Origin of the sequence: Iodobacter sp. CM08, assembly GCF_033446605.1 — a bacterium.
GTDB lineage: Bacteria > Pseudomonadota > Gammaproteobacteria > Burkholderiales > Chitinibacteraceae > Iodobacter.
In genome coordinates, this window is the sequence record NZ_JAWQUO010000025.1 from 16,929 (window position 1) to 33,368 (window position 16,440).

The window sequence follows — 16,440 nt, forward strand, 5'->3', positions numbered from 1 at the left end:
GGAAAAGGAGAGCACAGAGGACACAGAGAAAAGCACAAAACAGGGCTTTATTTTCTCTGTGAAACTCTGTGGGTCTCTGTGTTCTCTGTGGTTTAAGATTTAACTGGCTGATTAATATCATTATTTTTTTGGTTAGCGCCTATGCGGCTGCACCCACCATAGGAATTATTTTATTTATTTGTCATTTATTATTGAGGGGCTTTTTCTAAAGGTGCATAAAGGTGGGCGGCTTATAGATTGGCTTGAATCGCTGCCAGTATCTCTGGATCAGGCGTAATGCTGAGCGTATCGCTTGTTTTAATAATGACCCCCTGCTGGTTCAGCAATACAAATCGGGTATTGTGATTAATTTCGCCATTGGCCGCACGGCGGTATTTAATGCCTAAGGATGCGGCAATTTGCCGAGTATGGCTATCGTTATCACTAATGGCTAGTCGATAGATTGCTGGATCAAATTGGTGGACTTTCGCTAATCCAGCTAAAGATTTAGGCGTATCCACTCCAGGGTTCAGGCTAATTAATAGCGCCCTGATATTTTTACGCTGGGCTGCAGGCACGGTTTCAATGGTGCGTTTTACGTTTTCCATCACAATGGGGCAGGATAAATTGCAATCACCATAAAACATGGTGATGATTGTTATTTTAGCCTGCTCATTGGCCAGCTTAAATGGATTGCCTGCCTGATCCATTAAGGGGGCATCAATTTGATAAAGTGAATTTCCACTGGGAATTGCTGCACTGGCCGCCTTATGTGCTGCATGGTCATCGCAGGCCATTGCAATATTGCTGATTGCAAATAAGGTACTGATAATAAATAATTTGATTAGCATGATCTTTCCTCATTAATAGATTTAAACTTCCTTATATCCATCAGATTATTGCATTGGCTTGGCACAACGAAAGCCAAGGGTATTCACCGTATCTGTGCCATTTAATGCCGCCAATAAGGCAATGCGCATTAAAATGGCGTAATTCTCTTTATCTCCCAGCGATAAGCTGGCCGCGCCACAGGTTTCTAATAAGGTTTGATCGCCTTGGCTACGGCTATCGGTAGTTACAAATAGGCCATTAAAATCTTCTACCCATTCCCAAATCGATTGGTGCAAATCGTAAACACCATAGATATTGGCGACTTGCTGTCCTGATTGGGTTAATGGGAAAGCGGCAGGTTCAGCATACCAAGATAATATCTTGGCTCGCCAAAGTGGATCATTTCTGGCGTCTTTTCGCAGGGCATCGGCAGCTGCTGCAAACTCCCATTGCGACCATGTTGGTAATTGCGCCTTTTCGCTGGCGCAATAGGCATTGGCGGCAAACCAACTAATTTGTGTCACTGGAGCGTGATCATAATTAGGCGAGTAATCCGTGGGTGATTGCCAATTGGCCAAATAGCCAGCTCCCGCAAAGAGAGAGGCAATCGTTCCACGTTGCCACTGTGAATTATTTTTTAAAAAATTTAAATAATCCTGATTACTTACCGGCTTAGACCTTAAGCGATAAGCCGCCACTTGCACCGTTTCGCCATCGGTTGGCAAAGCGGTGCGTAAAGTGCCACCCGCTATTGGCATATAATCAGCAGCAAATACGCTGCTGATTAGGCTGAATGCCAATAGAGCTAGGATTTTCATTTTGGAACCCGTAGTTTTTTAACTTGATCCACTTTAAAGATAGGCTTGCCGCTATTCATGGTTACGCTCACATAATTTAATACGTCTGTGATTTCTTGGTCGCTTAGATTTTGTGCTGGCATGGCGGATGCAAACTTCTGGCCATTAACCGTGACTTCGCCATTTAAGCCTTGGTCTAATATTTTAATAATCTGCGCTGGATTAGATTTTTTAAAATAATCAGATTTATTTAAAGGAGGAAATGCACCGGGTAAACCATCGCCATTGGCCATATGGCAGCTGGTACAGGTTTTATCATAAACGGCTTTGCCTGCACTCACATCGATGGCTAATACTTGAAAAGATGCAAAGGCTGTTAAGAGTAATAATAGCGATTTCATAATCTTCACCTTCATCATTGCGCTTGGTGGTAGAGCCACCAAGCTGCAGGTTTATTCAGCGCCTAATTTACTTTGTATTCCCTTGCTATAAATCTCAGGATGCTCGTCTCCCGTCACTGACATAATGCCAATTGCTCCTTTATGAAAAGCACGGCTTAGGGCATGGTCAACCAAGGTTAAATTGCCGGGTACTTTGGGGGTGAATTCGACGATAGCTGCACCACCGGGGGGAACTGCGGTTGTTTGTACCTGCTCTTGGAATTTTAAGCCGGCCTCGGTGTAAACCTTGTCAAACACTGCGCCAATAATATGAAAGCTGGATAATAAATTAGGCCCGCCATCACCAAAGAAAATACGTACTTTGTCATTTACTTTAGCGGTGAGTGCATTTTTGCCGGTGAGTGAATTAGAAGCACCATTAAATAAAACATAGCTGGCTTTTTCATCAATTGATTTTTGCATATCAAAGGGCTGCATTCCGCCAGCGCCAAATGCACCCGGGGTATAAAAATCGCCCTGCATAACGTAATACTCTTTATCTACCGGTGCTAATCCTTCTTTAGGCTCAACTAAAATCATGCCGTACATGCCATTGGCAATATGCATGGCCACGGGGGCTGTGGCGCAGTGATAAACATAGAGGCCGGGATTTAATGCTTTAAAAGTAAATTTGGCTTGATTGCCCGGCGCAATGAGGGTTTGTGATGCACCACCACCGGGGCCGGATACGGCATGCAAATCAATATTGTGTGGCAATTTGCTGCTGGCTAAATTCTTTAAATTAAGCTCTACGGTATCTCCCTCCCTCACCCTAATCATTTTGCCCGGCACTGTGCCGCCAAAAGTCCAAAACATATATTTTGTGCCAGGGGTAATTTCGCGCACCATTTCTTCTACGGTGAGATTAACAATGACTTTGGCAGGGGTTTTACGCGTAATCGCAGGCGGTACATTGGGCGGAGCTAAAAGAACGGCTGTTTCGCTTGGTAAATCCGCTTCTGCCCATGCCAATGGTGCTGTTAAAGCGCTGAAAATAAGCAAAGATTTCAATGCCCATTTGGTATTTAAATAACAGGATTTTAATTCCATGATGAAGCTCCATTTACCATGCTGTGTGTGTATGTTTTATCTTTTTCTATACATATATTGTATTTAATATGCATATTTAACATTGATAAAAATCAATAAGCGGCGTGATCTTTTTATACTTCTTACAGGCAAAAAAAACGGTGCATCTTAGGCACCGTTTTTTAGGGTAAATCATTGTTTTTTTTAAATATATACTTTGCCATATAGACATTTAGCCTTTCAATATCGTCCACCCCCCGATTATTTTTGTCGGGGGCAGCAGTACTGCTGGATTTCCGATAAAACCACTCGGAAATGACGCTGATAAGTGACTATAAAATTCTTAGTCTGTTATATGGCAATGTATTTTAAGCCCGTATATTGCGTATATCTGGCCTAGCTTTATTCCCCGCTACACGCACATCCACCGCTACCACAGCCTTCACTCGCTGCGGCTGGCTTAGGTTGAATTGAAAAATCAATCACAATTGCCTCATGATCGCGTTGAATATAGTTGGCTTTAACTTGGCCTTGATAACGTTGCTCAATTTGCGCAAGTAAAGGCAGCGGATCGTGATCATTAATAAAGCGCATGGTCTCGCCTTCATTCAGGGATTCGATCGCCCCAAAGATGGCGGCATGACGAAAGCGCTTGGCGACTCCACGCGCATCAAAGCCATATACACCGTCTAATTGAGTGGGGAGGCTACAGTCATGCATGGTGATTCCTTTTAACTAAAAATATGGCGTAGGTTGGGTTAGCGGCTTTGTTCGCCTATTTGAGGCGGACAAAGCTGCGTAACCCAACATTTAGGTGCATTGGCTTATGCGATAAGGCTGGCTAATCCAAGCTACAAGTTTATTCAAAAAAACGCTTTTCAAGCATCAACCAACTTACCCGCTGGCAAAGGCAGGCTACGATCTCTGCCTAATAGTTTCAGGGCAAATACCGCTAGATACACTACACCTACCGAGAACACGATATCGCCAGGCACGCGTAGCCAGACTAGGGCTTCCATCACAGGGGAATGGATAATTTCGGCAGAGCGGGCATACCACAGGCCGTGTTCTACGCTGGCAATAGCTTGGTAAATACCGGATGGCAAGAGCGACATAAACACCATCATAAATAGGCCAATATTCAGCGACCAAAAAGCCGGTTTCAGCAGTTTGTCATTCCAATTAGCCGCAGGCGCAAGGCCGCGTAAGCAGAACAACATCAGGCCAATCCCCAGCATGCCGTACACCCCAAATAAGGCGGCGTGAGCATGGGCGGCGGTCATGTTTAAACCTTGCACATAGTAGAGCGAGATGGGAGGGTTAATGGCAAAGCCAAGCAGCCCGGCACCCACGGTGTTCCAGAAGCCCACGGCCACAAAACACATAATCGCCCAACGATATTTAGCCACCCACGGTGCCGCTTGGTTGTGACGATAGGTTTGATAGGCTTCAGAGCCAATCAGCGCTAATGGCACTACTTCTAAGGCAGAGAACATGGCACCGACCGCAATCACACTGGTGGGTGAGCCGGTAAAGTACAGGTGGTGCAACGTGCCTAAAATACCGCCAAATAAGAACACAATGGTTTCCAGCACAATGGCGCGGTTAGCCGATGCGGCACGGATTAAACCTAAGCGGCTGAGCAACAGGGCGATCACGGCGGTGGCAAATACTTCAAAGAAACCTTCTACCCACAGATGCACCAGCCACCAGCGCCAGTATTCAATCAGCGCGTAATGGGTTTTTTGCCCCCACACCAAGGATGATGCGTAAAACAGGCCGATACATACCGCAGAGATAAACACCATGGCGATCAGGCCTTGGCTTTCTGATGGTTTACGCAGCGCAGGCCATAAGCCACGGCCCAGTAAACCCACCCAAATCAGCAGGCCAATAAACAGCAGTACTTGCCAGACGCGGCCCATGCTGGTGTATTCTAAACCTTGATTACCTAACCAAAAGCTATAGCTGGTGCCAAGGCGTTGCAATGTGCCAACCCAGCCACAGGCAATCGATCCAACCACAATCAATAGCAGAGCGTAGAACAAGATATCCACGCCGAGCTTTTGAAACTTAGGCTCTTTACCCCCTAAAACAGGGGCAAGAAACAGGCCCGTCGCCAGCCATGCGGTAGCAATCCACAGCACGCCCAGCTGGGTATGGATAGTGCGGCTAATGGTAAAGGGCAGTACTTCGGCCAGCGGAATCCCAAAGAAGCTACCGCCTTCAACTTGGTAATGCGCTGAAACAATCCCCATCCCAACTTGTACTAGTAGTAAGCCAATCACCACATAGAAATACTTCATGGTGGCTTTCATCGATGGTGTCAGCTTTAAGGTGACCAGCGGATCATTTTCTGGGCAAATCACCGGCTCTTCATCGCGGTGCATTTGATGGAATAAGACCATCCCTGCAATACCGGCGATCAGCAGGATAATGCTGGCAATCGACCAAACACTGGTGCCGGTGGTAGGGGTATTGGCCACTAGCGGCTCGTGCGGCCAGTTGCTGGTGTAGGAAATATGATCAAGGCCTGGGCGATTAGTCGTGGCCGACCATGCCGACCAAAAGAAGAAAGCGGGCAGGGCTTTCAAATCGTCAGCGTTTTTAATCGAGCCAGCAATCATCGCGTATTGCTCGCGCAGCTTATCTTGCGAAGCATCGGTGCCAAACAGGCCCATATAGTGCTGGGCAACCTGCTCGATAGCGACGGCTCTATCGGCTTGAATAGTGAGCGTATCGCTGGCTTTATCGTAAGTATTGCTACGCATCACCGAGATTAAGCGTGCATCCAGCGGTACTTGTTCTTCGCGGCTCAGTGCGGAGTAGTCTTTTTTAAACTGCTGCTTAGCCCAGATATCACGTAGGGTAATTGCCTCGCGGTGCAGCCAGTCTGCCGACCAATCAGGCGCCACATAACTGCCATGGCCCCATACCGAGCCCATTTGCTGCCCACCAGCAGAAAGCCAAGCTTCCTGCCCACGTTGAATTTGCTCGCCGGTATACAGCAGCTTGCCGCTACTGCTGAGTACTTGCTGAGGGATAGGTGGCTTTTCGAGGTAAATTTCTCTGCCTATCCAGCCAAGCACGGCAAAAGACAGGAAGAAAATAACTGCAAGCCAGCGCCATAAATTGCGCGTTTTATGCATGATGTGCTCCGAATGGACGAAAGGTTGCTGAGGTTTATATATGCATAATATATACCTATTTTAAAAAGATGCAAATAATATGCATATTTAAGATGAAGCGTAGTTCTAGAGCAGAAGGGCTTGGGGTTTGATGTCGAGCACTTATTTTATGCTGGGTGTTTAGGGAAATTCTGATTTATTCAGTTTCGTCATTCCCGCGTAGGCCAAAAGTATCTACACAAGTTGAAATGCACAAGGAATGTATCCGTAGGATGGGTTAGGCCAGAAAATGTATTCATAATATGGGCGCTGCCCTATCTTAGCCGTAACCCACCACAGTGCAGTGTCATGGCAATCCTATCAGCTTAAGCAATCTGCCATTCGTAGGGCGGGTGCAACCCGCGTTTTTCAGTATGACTCGCGGGTTGCACCCGCCCTACGATGACCTCTTTCTTCTATAGAAATTGTGTAGATACTTATGCGCGTAGGCGGGAATCCAGTATTTACACTGGATTGCCGATAAAAATACTTGGGGATGACGATTTGATCGGCGTTTCCTTCGTGTTTAAACTGCGGTGATCAGCCCTTGCTCAATCCAAACGCGTAAGAAACCGGCCGCGGTTAAAGGCACATCGCTGATATCGTCGTTTAATAACGCTTCGCAGATGGATGAAAAATTTGCGCCGCTTGCCAGTAGGTTTAATGCATGGATTTCGGCTGGATTAGCGCTGCGCCAATTGATGGTTAAATCAGGCTTGCGCCAGACTAAATAGGGCTGAGGAAAGCTCTGTGGCTCTGGCGGCGCTTCCTCAGCCATCAGCGCTTGCCACACCTTAGGCGCATTCCATTGCAGCGATAAAATACTTAAGGAAGGATGCAGCTTAAAGCTCAGTTGGCCCCAATCCCCAGCGGGAATCACCTGCAAATTTTCTAACGTCATCAAGGGTGCATCGGCGGCATCCACGGTGTGGCGCAAAGCCCATTCAAAAGCAGCAAGCTCAGCAAAAATGGCAACGCTGGCGTAGGGCTCTGCTTGCAGAAGGAAGGTGGCCAGTTGCTCGCCAAACCAGCGAATCGATGGATGCGATGAAGGATAGGCGGCGATATAGTCACGGGCCAAGTTGTAAAAATCATCATCGCCCAAGATTTGAAATAAGGCGGGATAGTTAGTCTGCAATGCTTCTGCTAAGCGTAAAAAATAGGCATCGCTATAGACGGCAATTTTCCGCTCGCGGCTGATACTTCCCTGAATAAGCGGCTGCTGTATTTGATCACTGGCCGTTAAAATACTGGCCTGCAAATCACGCTGCCATGCGTGCAGACTCATGGGCGGCTCCTATCTGACGGGCGTGATTTAGCTCGGCAAGTCGCACAGGCAGAGCTCGAATACTTGCATCATGCTTGGAATCCCTTGGGTAATCACGCTGCCATATGTGCAGATTCATGGGGGGCGGCTCCTATCTCACGGGCGTGATTTAGCTCGGCTAATAATTCAGGCAGAACTGGGATATTGGCATCGCGTTCAATCATGGTGGGAATCGCTCCCCATTGCCTTAGGGCTTCAGTATATAAAGACCATACTTCGGCACAGATCGGCTGATCGTGGGTATCAATGCAATGATCGCCATGATCGGTGTGGCCCGCCAAATGGATATAGGCAATACGCTGGCGAGGAATACCTTGTAAATAGCGCAGCGGATCAAAACCATGATTGCGGCTAGAAACATAGATATTATTGATATCAAGCAGGATGTGGCAGTCAGCTTCTTGCAGGATGGCGCTGATAAATTCCCACTCGTGTAGATCCGCTTTTGCTTCAAGATAGGTCGATGCGTTTTCTATCACTAAGCGTCGGCCTAAAAAATCCTGCACCTGCAAAATTCGCCTAGCAACATGTTTGACGGCCTCATCGGTATAGGGAATTGGTAGCAAATCATGCAGGTATTTGCCGTCTACGCCTGTCCAGCAAAGATGGTCAGAAATCGCCAATGGCTCGATACGTTCGGCCAGCGCTTTAATCTCTGCAAGATAATTTAAATCGATAGGGTCAACCGAGCCTAAATTCATTGCCACGCCATGCATTACCATTGGGTAATCACGGCGAATTTTATCGAGGTAATACAGTGGTTTTCCGCCAGGGACAAGGTAATTATCTGAAATAACCTCTAGCCAATCTACAGGCTGCGCTTGGGCTAAAAAATCTGCATAGTGCTCTGGCCGAAGGCCGAGGCCAAAGCCTGTGAGTAGTGGATGCATTGCGGCTCAAATAAAATAAAGGGGGCAGAGAAGGCCCCCTTTGTAAATAAATAGCGGCTTTAAAGAACTTTTCCACCATGTTCGCTGCATGCTTTGGCACTGGCAGCTGGCAACCAACCATGACCTTTGCAAACGTTTTGGCCTTTGCAGGCGTTATCTGCTGTTTTGCACATTGATGTGCCTTTGCAGCTATTAATCCCAGCGCACTTTACTTCTGTGCTTGCATCGTGTGAAGCAGGCTTTTCCTCGGCATAAGCCGCAAGAGAGAAGAGGGTTGCAGCTGCAGCAGCTAAGGTTGCTCCGGTTATACGATTCATGGTCATTCTCCAAATTTTGCTGGATAGGCAACAAGCACGATTGCTTGCTGACTCTTAGTCGTAGCAGATCAGCAAAATATGACGAAGATTTTTTTTATTTTTTTTGGGATGATGGTGTCAGTATTTGTTTGGCTAATTGTAAGTATTATCTATTCTAGTAGACATCACTTTGCTTGCCACTAGCAAGCTTCTGGCTAGCCAGCACTAGCCAGTCAAACTGATCGACTAAATCTTAAGCGCCACAAGCTTGGGGAAAATAAGCGACCAGCCTATGCAAGTGATCTGCGTGTGTTGTTGAAGATATTTACCGCAGAATTGGCAAGGTGAGCATGGCATTTACTCCGCCATGTTCATGCTGGCTTAATTCGAGCTTGCCATTAAAACGCTTGGCGATGGCGGCCACGATAGATAGGCCAAGCCCGCTGCCTTTTATGCTACTACGCCGCCAGAAACGCTGGGTCACTAAGGCGAGCTCAGCGGGCAAAAGCCCCGGCCCTTGATCAATAATGCAAAAACAAATGGCATCTTCCAAGTAGTGTATTTCCACTCGCACCACGCTATTGGCTGGGGAGTAATTGAGTGCGTTATCCAGCAGATTACGCAGCGCCGTTACGGCCAGCGCTTGAGGTAGGGCAAGCTGATGAGCTGTGATTATTTCGCCTGCATCTATTCGTTCTGGCCGCTGGGGGGCGGCGTCTCTGATGGCAAGTTTTAAGATCTCGTTGCTAGAGGTGCTTTGCCCGTCATCCCAGCAAAAATCGCCTTCAATTTGGGCGAGGGTCAGTAGTTGCGTCAGCGTATGTTGTAGCCTTGCTACGCTTTCTTCGGCGTAATCTAAAGCGGTTTTTGCTTCTTCGCCTTCGGTAATGCGGGCGACTTGTAAATGGATTTTGATGGCGGTAAGCGGGGTGCGTAATTCATGCGCGGCATCGCTGGTGAGCTGGCGTTCTCGCTCCAGCGTTTGCTCTATTCGGCTGAGTAATTGATTTAAGGTTGTTACTAAAGGCTGCAAATCTTTGGGAATCCGCTGGGTAGAGAGTGGGCTTAAGGTTTGCGGCGTTTGGCCTGCAAGGGCTTGGCGAATTTTCTCTAGCGGTCGCAGCCCTTGTTTTACGCCAAACCAAAGCAAAAGCAGGCTGCCGATCAGCGCAACTATAAAGGGTAGCGTGGTGGCGAGTAGCACATCCTGCAGCATTTGGTTTCTTTCGCTTAGCCGGTCGGCGGTGGTGACGCGCAGGCCGAAGGCTTCGATGGTGTAGCTGCGCCATTGTTCTTTATTAATGGTTAAATCAGTAAAGCCCAGCGTTTTAGAGCGAGTGGCATCCGGATGAGTATGATCGGTGCGCGCCAGCACTTCGCCGCGTAAAGAGCTGATCTGGCAGGCTAAGCCCTTGCCAGCAGGTAGCAGCAGGGTATCGCGTTTTTTGCCTTTGGCCGCCGCATCCCAGGCGGCGACGTTTTGCGAGATTAGCCCCGCTACCATTTGCGCCGACATGCTAAGGCGCTGATCCAAAGTGTGGCGAATTTGCCGGTCTAGATTATATAAAGTCCAAGCCGTTACACCGCCCCATAATAGGCTCAAAGAAATACCAATCAGTAGTAATAAACGCAGACGTAAGCTCATTGTTTGATTCCACCGTAGCGATAACCCATGCCGCGAATCGTCTCGATAATCTCGCCGCCTAATTTGCGGCGTAGATGATAGATATGCACATTGAGGGCATTGCTTTCGATTTCTTCGCTGAAGTCGTAAAGCCGGTCTTTAAGCTGCTCGGCACTGAGTATTCGATCTTTGGCTTGCATCAGTGCGGCCAGCAGCGCCATTTCCCGTCGGGATAAGGCGATGGGCTGCTCATTAAGGCTGACATGGCCGGTAGCAGGGTTGAGTTTTAATGGCCCGTCTTCAATCAGATCAACACAACGCCCAGCCACGCGGCGCTGTAAGGCATGTAAGCGGGCGACTAATTCATCTAAATCAAAAGGCTTTAGCAGGTAATCATCGGCCCCTAGTTGCAATGCCATGACTTTGTCTTTAATTGAATCACGCGCGGTGAGCACCAAGATGGGTAAAACAATGCCTGTTGCTCTTAAGCGTGGCAGAAGCTTCATACCATCTTCGTCAGGTAAGCCAAGATCTAGAATCAGCACATCGCAATTTAAAGTGGCGAGTGCAGCCTCTGCCATTGCAGCACTGGCCACGCTATCTACCGTGAATTGATGGGCCCGCAAGCCTGCTTTAATGCCATGGGCAATTAAATCGTTGTCTTCTACCAGCAGCACGCGCATGGGTGATTTTTCTTTGCTCTGAATTCAGGCCGCAGATTATTGCACAGTTAATGTTGCCTTAATCCAAAGGCGACATTCTTACATTTCCGGTTTTGATTTTGGAGAGATTGATGTTGCGTTCATTATGGATAGGCCTGCTACTGGCCCTGCTATGGCTGCCTTTTGCTCAGGCTGAGGATAATTTTTTGCCACCAGAGCAAGCTTTTAAACTGGTGGTGAGCAAGGAGCAATCCGGCCAAATTAAGCTGCACTGGGATATTGCCCAAGGCTATTACCTTTACCGTAAAAATATAAAAGTAGAGAGCCTGCCTGCTGGGCTGATCGAAAAAACAGAGCTACCCGCTGGTATAGCTAAAACGGATGAATTCTTTGGCGAAACCGAGGTTTATTTTAATCAGGTGGATGTGCTGCTGAAGGCCCCGCATGCCAATGTGCTGGCCATCAGCTGGCAGGGCTGCGCTGAAGCGGGGCTGTGCTATCAGCCGCAAACACGGCAAATTAAATTGGATCAGCTGGATGCCTTAGATAGACCCGCCAGCCCGCTTAATCATAGCGATAGCCAGCAGCCGGTGCTTAAAGCTGTGCCAGTAGCCGAGCTGGGTGAAGATCAGCAAATTGCACAGCGATTAAGCCAAGCGCATTTGGGGTGGATGTTGCTGATGTTTTTAGGCCTAGGTTTGCTGATGACGTTTACTCCCTGCGTGTTACCGATGGTGCCTATTCTCTCTAGCTTGATTGCGGGCAGTGGGGCCACGCCTCGGCGCGGTTTTATTCTGTCATTGGCTTTTGTTTTACCTATGGCGTTGACTTATGCGGCATTGGGGGCCGCTGCGGCGATGGCAGGGGCTAATCTGCAGGCCTTTTTGCAAAATCCTTGGGCGCTGGGTGTATTTGGCATGATTTTTGTGCTGTTGGCGCTGGCGATGTTTGGGGCGTACGAGTTGCAGCTGCCCGCCGTAGTACGTGATCGGCTATCGCTTGCCAATCAAAAATCACAAGGCGGAACAATTGCGGGTGCGGCCACGATGGGGTTTTTATCGGCCTTACTGGTGGGGCCGTGCATGACTGCGCCATTGGCAGGTGCTTTGCTTTATATCAGCAATACCGGCGACGTATTGAAGGGAAGTTTGGCCTTGCTCTCTATGGGGCTGGGAATGGGATTGCCGCTGCTACTGGTGGGCACACTAGGCGCACGTTTTCTGCCACGGCCTGGGCTATGGATGAATCGCGTCAAAATGGTGTTTGGCTTTGTGCTGCTAGGCATGGCGATTTTGTTTTTGGCACGCATCATGCCGCCCGCGCTGGCTTTGGCGCTATGGGGCGCTTTATTGCTGGCGATGGCTTTTTGCTTATGGCTGCTGCCAAGCCAAGCGTGGGCAATCCGTAGCCTTGCCGCCGTGATGGGGCTTTGGGGCGCGGCAATGGTGCTGGGCGCTGCCGCTGGTAATCATAATCCGTATCAGCCCTTGGTTTTTATGCAGGCAACAGCGGCTCATCCCCAAGAGAGCCCTTTTTTGGAGCGTTTTATCACGGTGAACAGCGCTGGCGAATTGGCTGCACAAATACAATCGGCCAGCGAAAAAGGGCAGTGGGCCTTGGTGGATTACTACGCGGATTGGTGCGTGGCTTGCAAAGAAATCGAGCGTGATGTGCTGGGGGACGCCCGCGTGCAGCAAGCCTTGGCGGGGATGAAATTAATCCGCCCTGATGTGACGGCTTCGGGAGAGCAAAGCCAAGCGCTGCTCTCTGCTTACCAAGTGCTTGGCCCGCCCACGCTATTATTGATCGGCCCCGATGGTAAAGAGCGGCGAGCACAGCGGATTGTAGGCAAGCTGAGTGCCGATGCTTTTCTTGCTCGTTTAGCACAAGCCAAGTTATGAGTAGCATGATGAGTATCGGCCCTTTTCCTCTGGCCTATGCAGTGTTGGGTCTATCGCTCTTGATCGGTGCAGGCGTGGGTCGCTATTTGGCGAAAGGGCTCGGCATCGGCTCCTTGCTGCTTGATCTTTTATGGGTGGGGGTGCTGGGCGCGCGCTTGGTGTTTATTGCCTTGTGGTTTGATCTTTACCCCTCACTTTGGGCCATGATTGATATACGCGATGGCGGCTACAACGTATGGGGCGGCTTGGTGGCGGCCTTGCTGTATGCAGCGTGGCGAGTGAGATTAAACATCCCTTTGCGCCAACCCCTTGCCTGGAGCTTGCTGGCTGGCGCATTGGCTTGGGGAGCGATGACAGCCATCGTGAGCATGCAAAAGCCCGCACAACTTTCCGCCTTGCCCTTGCAGCCTTTAGCGGGCACAAATACCACGCTGGCAAAATTAGCGGATGGTAAGCCGCTGGTGCTTAATTTATGGGCCAGCTGGTGCCCGCCTTGCCTGCGTGAAATGCCGGTGCTGCAAGCCGCTCAGGTGGCAGAGCCCCATATCCGCTTTGTGTTTGCAAATCAGGGTGAAGCAAATGCCGTTGTTGAGCAGTATTTGCACAAAAATAAGCTGAACTTAAGCCATGTACTGGTCGATCCTTTTAGCTTGCTAGCTAAGGAATACGGCGCGGTGGCGTTTCCAAGTACTTTGTTTTTTAGTGCAGATGGCCAATTACTCGACACACATCGTGGTGAGCTGTCTGCAGCTTCTTTAGCCAGTAAGCTTAAATTGCTGCGCTCTGCCCAATAGGAATAATCCAATGAAAGTAATGATCGCTACATTAGTCAGTAGCTGCTTGATCATGAGCCACGCTCAGGCCGCAGCCGATTGGCCTGCGCCGATTAAAGCGCTAGAAAGAAAAGGCATGGAAGTGCTGGATAGCTTTAAAGCCCCTGGCGGCGTAACAGGCTACGCTGCTTTGTATCAGCAGCAGCCGGTTACGGTGTATTTAACTGCCGATGGTAAGCAAGCAATTATTGGCTCGATGGTCGATAGCAAAGGCGAGGCGCTTAAGCAAGCGCCGGTTGATCAGCTATTTAGCAATAAGCTTTGGAAGCAGTTAGAAGATAGCCATTGGATTAGCGACGGCAATAAAAATGCGCCAAGGATTGTATATATGTTTACCGATCCTAATTGCCCTTATTGCAATAAATTGTGGAACGATGCTCGGCCTTGGGTGAGCGCAGGCAAGGTGCAGATCCGGCATATTATGGTGGGCATTATTAAAAGCGATAGCATGGGCAAAGCCGCCGCGCTGATGACTGCCAAAGCGCCAGAGGCGGCGCTTTATCAGCATGAAATACAGCATGCCAGCGGTGGGGTAAAGCCTTTGGCGCAGATCCCTAAAGACGTGCGTAGCAAGCTAGATGCCAATTATCAATTGATGCAGCGATTTGATCTTTTTGCTACACCCGTCACGTTTTACAAAGACAGCGAGGGCAAAATGCAAAAAGCACAGGGCGCACCACCAGCCGAAATGCTGCCCAAAATATTTGGCCCGCGCTGATTCAGGATCTTGCAGGCATAAAAAGGAGGGCTAAAAAATAGAGCCACTTAGGATTAAGTGGCTTGAATGAGAAGATTGAATGCGCCGCAGGCTTAGCGGCGCATTCTTGCATCCAGCTCTTCTACTTTGCTGCGCGCCCAAGGTGTGCGGCGCAGGAATTTTAGGCTGGATTTAATCGAGGGCTCTTTTTCAAAACACTGAATCGGGATGCGGCGGGCCAGCTCTGGCCAGCCAAAGTGTTCAACTAAATCGCTCAGCATTTTTTCTAAGGTAATACCATGCTGCGGGTTATTGGTCTGGGTCATTCAGTGAGTTTCTGTTGTGATGATTAATTTGTGGGGGAGCTATATAGTGTGGCGGCGCGTACTGGCTAGTGCAGCGGCATATCAAATATCACTAGTGTTTTTTTTGCACCAGTGGAATGCTGAAGATGGCATTGAGCTCGACCGGATTATTAATTAAATCTTGCAGGGTATAGCGATCTAGTACGCTGTAAAACGCTTGCATGGCTTCATTGAGCACGCCTTTTAAACGGCATGCCGCGCTGATACTGCAGGTGGAGTGTTCGCGGTCGAAGCATTCCACCATGGGACTATCTGCCTCGCTTAAGCGCACTAGGGCACCAATGCTCATTTCATGAGCAGGGCGGGATAAACGCATGCCACCGCCTTTGCCACGGGTCGTGTCTAAAAAGCCATTACGGGCTAGAAAGCTCATGACTTTCATCAGATGATTGTCAGAAATAGCATAGGCAGTAGCAATCTCGCCCCGGGTGACAATGCCATCATTCTGTACACCAACGTAAATTAAAGTGCGCAAACAGTAATCGGTAAAAACATTCAGGCGCATTGCTGTTGTCCGGACTTTAAAATAAGCATTTATAATACATCTTCATTCGTAATAAGAATATGTCGTTTAATGCCAGTGTGCTGCACTTCCTAGAAATCAGCTGCGCTGATGCAGGCTAGCCGGTACCCATATCGAATCCACAGCCTTGCCCTGCATCAGTTTCAATACGCGGGATAAGCTTTCGCTGGCGAGCAGCTGGCTGTCTTGCACCACGGATTGAATGCCCCAAGGTAAGCAGTTCAGCAGGTTATGATCGTCAAAGGTCATTAAATGCTTAGGCATGCCATTTTGTTTTTCGTTGATATAGGCCAGTGCGCCTTCTAGCAAGGTGAGCGAGCCGGTAAACAGGCTGTCTGGATAATGCCCTAGTTTTTCATAGCACTCGGCCATCATGCTGTAGCCCGATGGGCGCAGGTAATCTCGCTGCCAAACCCAGTGTTCCTGTTCTGCTACGCCGCTGAGCTCTAGACCTTTTCGATAGCCTGCAAGGCGGTCTTGGCTGGGGGATAAATCGGCTTGGCCGCCAAAATACACCACCTCTTGGCTGCCATTGGCGATGGTGTGCACCACTAAGGAGGTGACCGCATCAATGGCGTCGGTCACCACAAAGGGAATGGGGCAGTCTTTAATATGGCGGTCTACAAACACCAGTGGTAGGCGCAAAGACCATTTTAAATACTGCGTGGCATCGCTGCTGCAGGGCACCACAATCAGCCCGTCTACTTGGCGGGTGAGCAGATGCTCGATGCCTGCAGTTTCCATGCTGGCTTGCTCATTACTACTCATTACCAGTAATTGATAGCCTGCCTCACGGCAAAGCGGCTCTAAAGCTTGCGCAAGGCTGGCGTGGGCAAAGTTGCTTAGCTCCGGCACCAGTAAACCTAAGGTGCCACTTTTGCGTGAGCGCAGTGTTTTGGCCGATTGGGATGGTTGAAAATGATGCTCGCGCGCGATGGCAAGCACGCGCTCTTTAGTAGATTCGGCGATGCGATATTCGGCAGAGCGGCCGTTTAGCACTAGGCTAGCCGTGGTTTTGGATACATTGGCCAGACGGGCAATGTCATCCATAGTTAGGCGAATAAATTGACTCACGATGA

18 protein-coding genes are annotated in these 16,440 nt (G+C 49.0%); 3 read left to right on the top strand and 15 right to left on the bottom strand.

Features of this window, described 5'->3' with window-relative positions:
- Positions 1-230: 230 nt before the first annotated feature.
- From R6242_RS14840 to R6242_RS14895, 12 genes are all read right to left on the bottom strand, one after another.
- A complete protein-coding gene (locus tag R6242_RS14840) occupies positions 231-830 on the bottom strand; it encodes an SCO family protein (protein WP_318428166.1) in 600 nt (199 codons plus the stop codon).
- A gap of 45 nt (positions 831-875) precedes the next feature.
- The gene (locus R6242_RS14845) at positions 876-1,628 is read right to left on the bottom strand and encodes a formylglycine-generating enzyme family protein (protein ID WP_318428169.1); all 753 of its coding nucleotides are present in this window, start codon (positions 1,626-1,628) and stop codon (positions 876-878) included.
- The gene (locus R6242_RS14850; protein WP_318428171.1) at positions 1,625-2,008 is read right to left on the bottom strand and encodes a cytochrome c; all 384 of its coding nucleotides are present in this window, start codon (positions 2,006-2,008) and stop codon (positions 1,625-1,627) included. Before R6242_RS14850 ends, R6242_RS14845 begins: the two co-directional genes overlap by 4 nt.
- A gap of 51 nt (positions 2,009-2,059) precedes the next feature.
- The gene (nirK, locus tag R6242_RS14855; protein ID WP_318428173.1) at positions 2,060-3,097 is read right to left on the bottom strand and encodes a copper-containing nitrite reductase; all 1,038 of its coding nucleotides are present in this window, start codon (positions 3,095-3,097) and stop codon (positions 2,060-2,062) included.
- Positions 3,098-3,478: 381 nt separating this feature from the next.
- Positions 3,479-3,796 (bottom strand): DUF2249 domain-containing protein, encoded by a 318-nt coding sequence (locus R6242_RS14860; RefSeq protein ID WP_318428176.1) that lies wholly within the window; start codon positions 3,794-3,796, stop codon positions 3,479-3,481.
- A 158-nt stretch (positions 3,797-3,954) separates the two neighbouring features.
- Complete coding sequence (locus R6242_RS14865) at positions 3,955-6,225, bottom strand: nitric-oxide reductase large subunit (protein ID WP_318428179.1); 2,271 nt, start codon at positions 6,223-6,225, stop codon at positions 3,955-3,957.
- A gap of 544 nt (positions 6,226-6,769) precedes the next feature.
- Complete coding sequence (locus R6242_RS14870; RefSeq protein WP_318428181.1) at positions 6,770-7,531, bottom strand: DNA-binding domain-containing protein; 762 nt, start codon at positions 7,529-7,531, stop codon at positions 6,770-6,772.
- On the bottom strand, positions 7,506-7,649 hold the full coding sequence (locus R6242_RS14875) for a hypothetical protein (protein WP_318428185.1): 144 nt from the start codon (positions 7,647-7,649) through the stop codon (positions 7,506-7,508). Before R6242_RS14875 ends, R6242_RS14870 begins: the two co-directional genes overlap by 26 nt.
- Entirely contained in the window at positions 7,624-8,460 is an 837-nt protein-coding gene (locus tag R6242_RS14880) for a DUF692 domain-containing protein (protein WP_318428188.1), read from the bottom strand. Before R6242_RS14880 ends, R6242_RS14875 begins: the two co-directional genes overlap by 26 nt.
- Before the next feature lie 59 nt (positions 8,461-8,519).
- Entirely contained in the window at positions 8,520-8,777 is a 258-nt protein-coding gene (locus tag R6242_RS14885) for a hypothetical protein (RefSeq protein ID WP_318428190.1), read from the bottom strand.
- 304 nt (positions 8,778-9,081) lie between these two features.
- A complete protein-coding gene (locus R6242_RS14890; RefSeq protein WP_318428192.1) occupies positions 9,082-10,401 on the bottom strand; it encodes an ATP-binding protein in 1,320 nt (439 codons plus the stop codon).
- The gene (locus R6242_RS14895; protein ID WP_318428194.1) at positions 10,398-11,063 is read right to left on the bottom strand and encodes a response regulator transcription factor; all 666 of its coding nucleotides are present in this window, start codon (positions 11,061-11,063) and stop codon (positions 10,398-10,400) included. Before R6242_RS14895 ends, R6242_RS14890 begins: the two co-directional genes overlap by 4 nt.
- Before the next feature lie 110 nt (positions 11,064-11,173).
- Between R6242_RS14895 and dsbD the strand changes: the two genes are divergently transcribed.
- From dsbD to dsbG, 3 genes are read left to right on the top strand one after another with little or no spacing between them, the layout of a single operon-like run.
- Positions 11,174-12,943 (top strand): protein-disulfide reductase DsbD, encoded by a 1,770-nt coding sequence (gene dsbD / locus R6242_RS14900; protein WP_318428196.1) that lies wholly within the window; start codon positions 11,174-11,176, stop codon positions 12,941-12,943.
- Positions 12,944-12,948: 5 nt separating this feature from the next.
- On the top strand, positions 12,949-13,737 hold the full coding sequence (locus R6242_RS14905; RefSeq protein WP_318428199.1) for a redoxin family protein: 789 nt from the start codon (positions 12,949-12,951) through the stop codon (positions 13,735-13,737).
- 10 nt (positions 13,738-13,747) lie between these two features.
- Entirely contained in the window at positions 13,748-14,494 is a 747-nt protein-coding gene (gene dsbG, locus R6242_RS14910) for a thiol:disulfide interchange protein DsbG (RefSeq protein ID WP_318428201.1), read from the top strand.
- Between the two features lie 92 nt (positions 14,495-14,586).
- Here dsbG and R6242_RS14915 read toward each other — a convergent pair whose 3' ends face one another.
- The 3 genes from R6242_RS14915 to R6242_RS14925 all read right to left on the bottom strand — a co-directional run bounded on the left by R6242_RS14915 (position 14,587) and on the right by R6242_RS14925 (position 16,435).
- On the bottom strand, positions 14,587-14,799 hold the full coding sequence (locus R6242_RS14915) for a VF530 family protein (protein ID WP_293935994.1): 213 nt from the start codon (positions 14,797-14,799) through the stop codon (positions 14,587-14,589).
- A gap of 91 nt (positions 14,800-14,890) precedes the next feature.
- Positions 14,891-15,343 carry an Rrf2 family transcriptional regulator gene (locus R6242_RS14920; RefSeq protein WP_318428204.1) on the bottom strand — a complete coding sequence of 151 codons (453 nt, stop codon included), beginning with the start codon at positions 15,341-15,343 and terminating at the stop codon, positions 14,891-14,893.
- 96 nt (positions 15,344-15,439) lie between these two features.
- Entirely contained in the window at positions 15,440-16,435 is a 996-nt protein-coding gene (locus R6242_RS14925; RefSeq protein ID WP_318428206.1) for a LacI family DNA-binding transcriptional regulator, read from the bottom strand.
- Between the last annotated feature and the right edge of the window lie 5 nt (positions 16,436-16,440).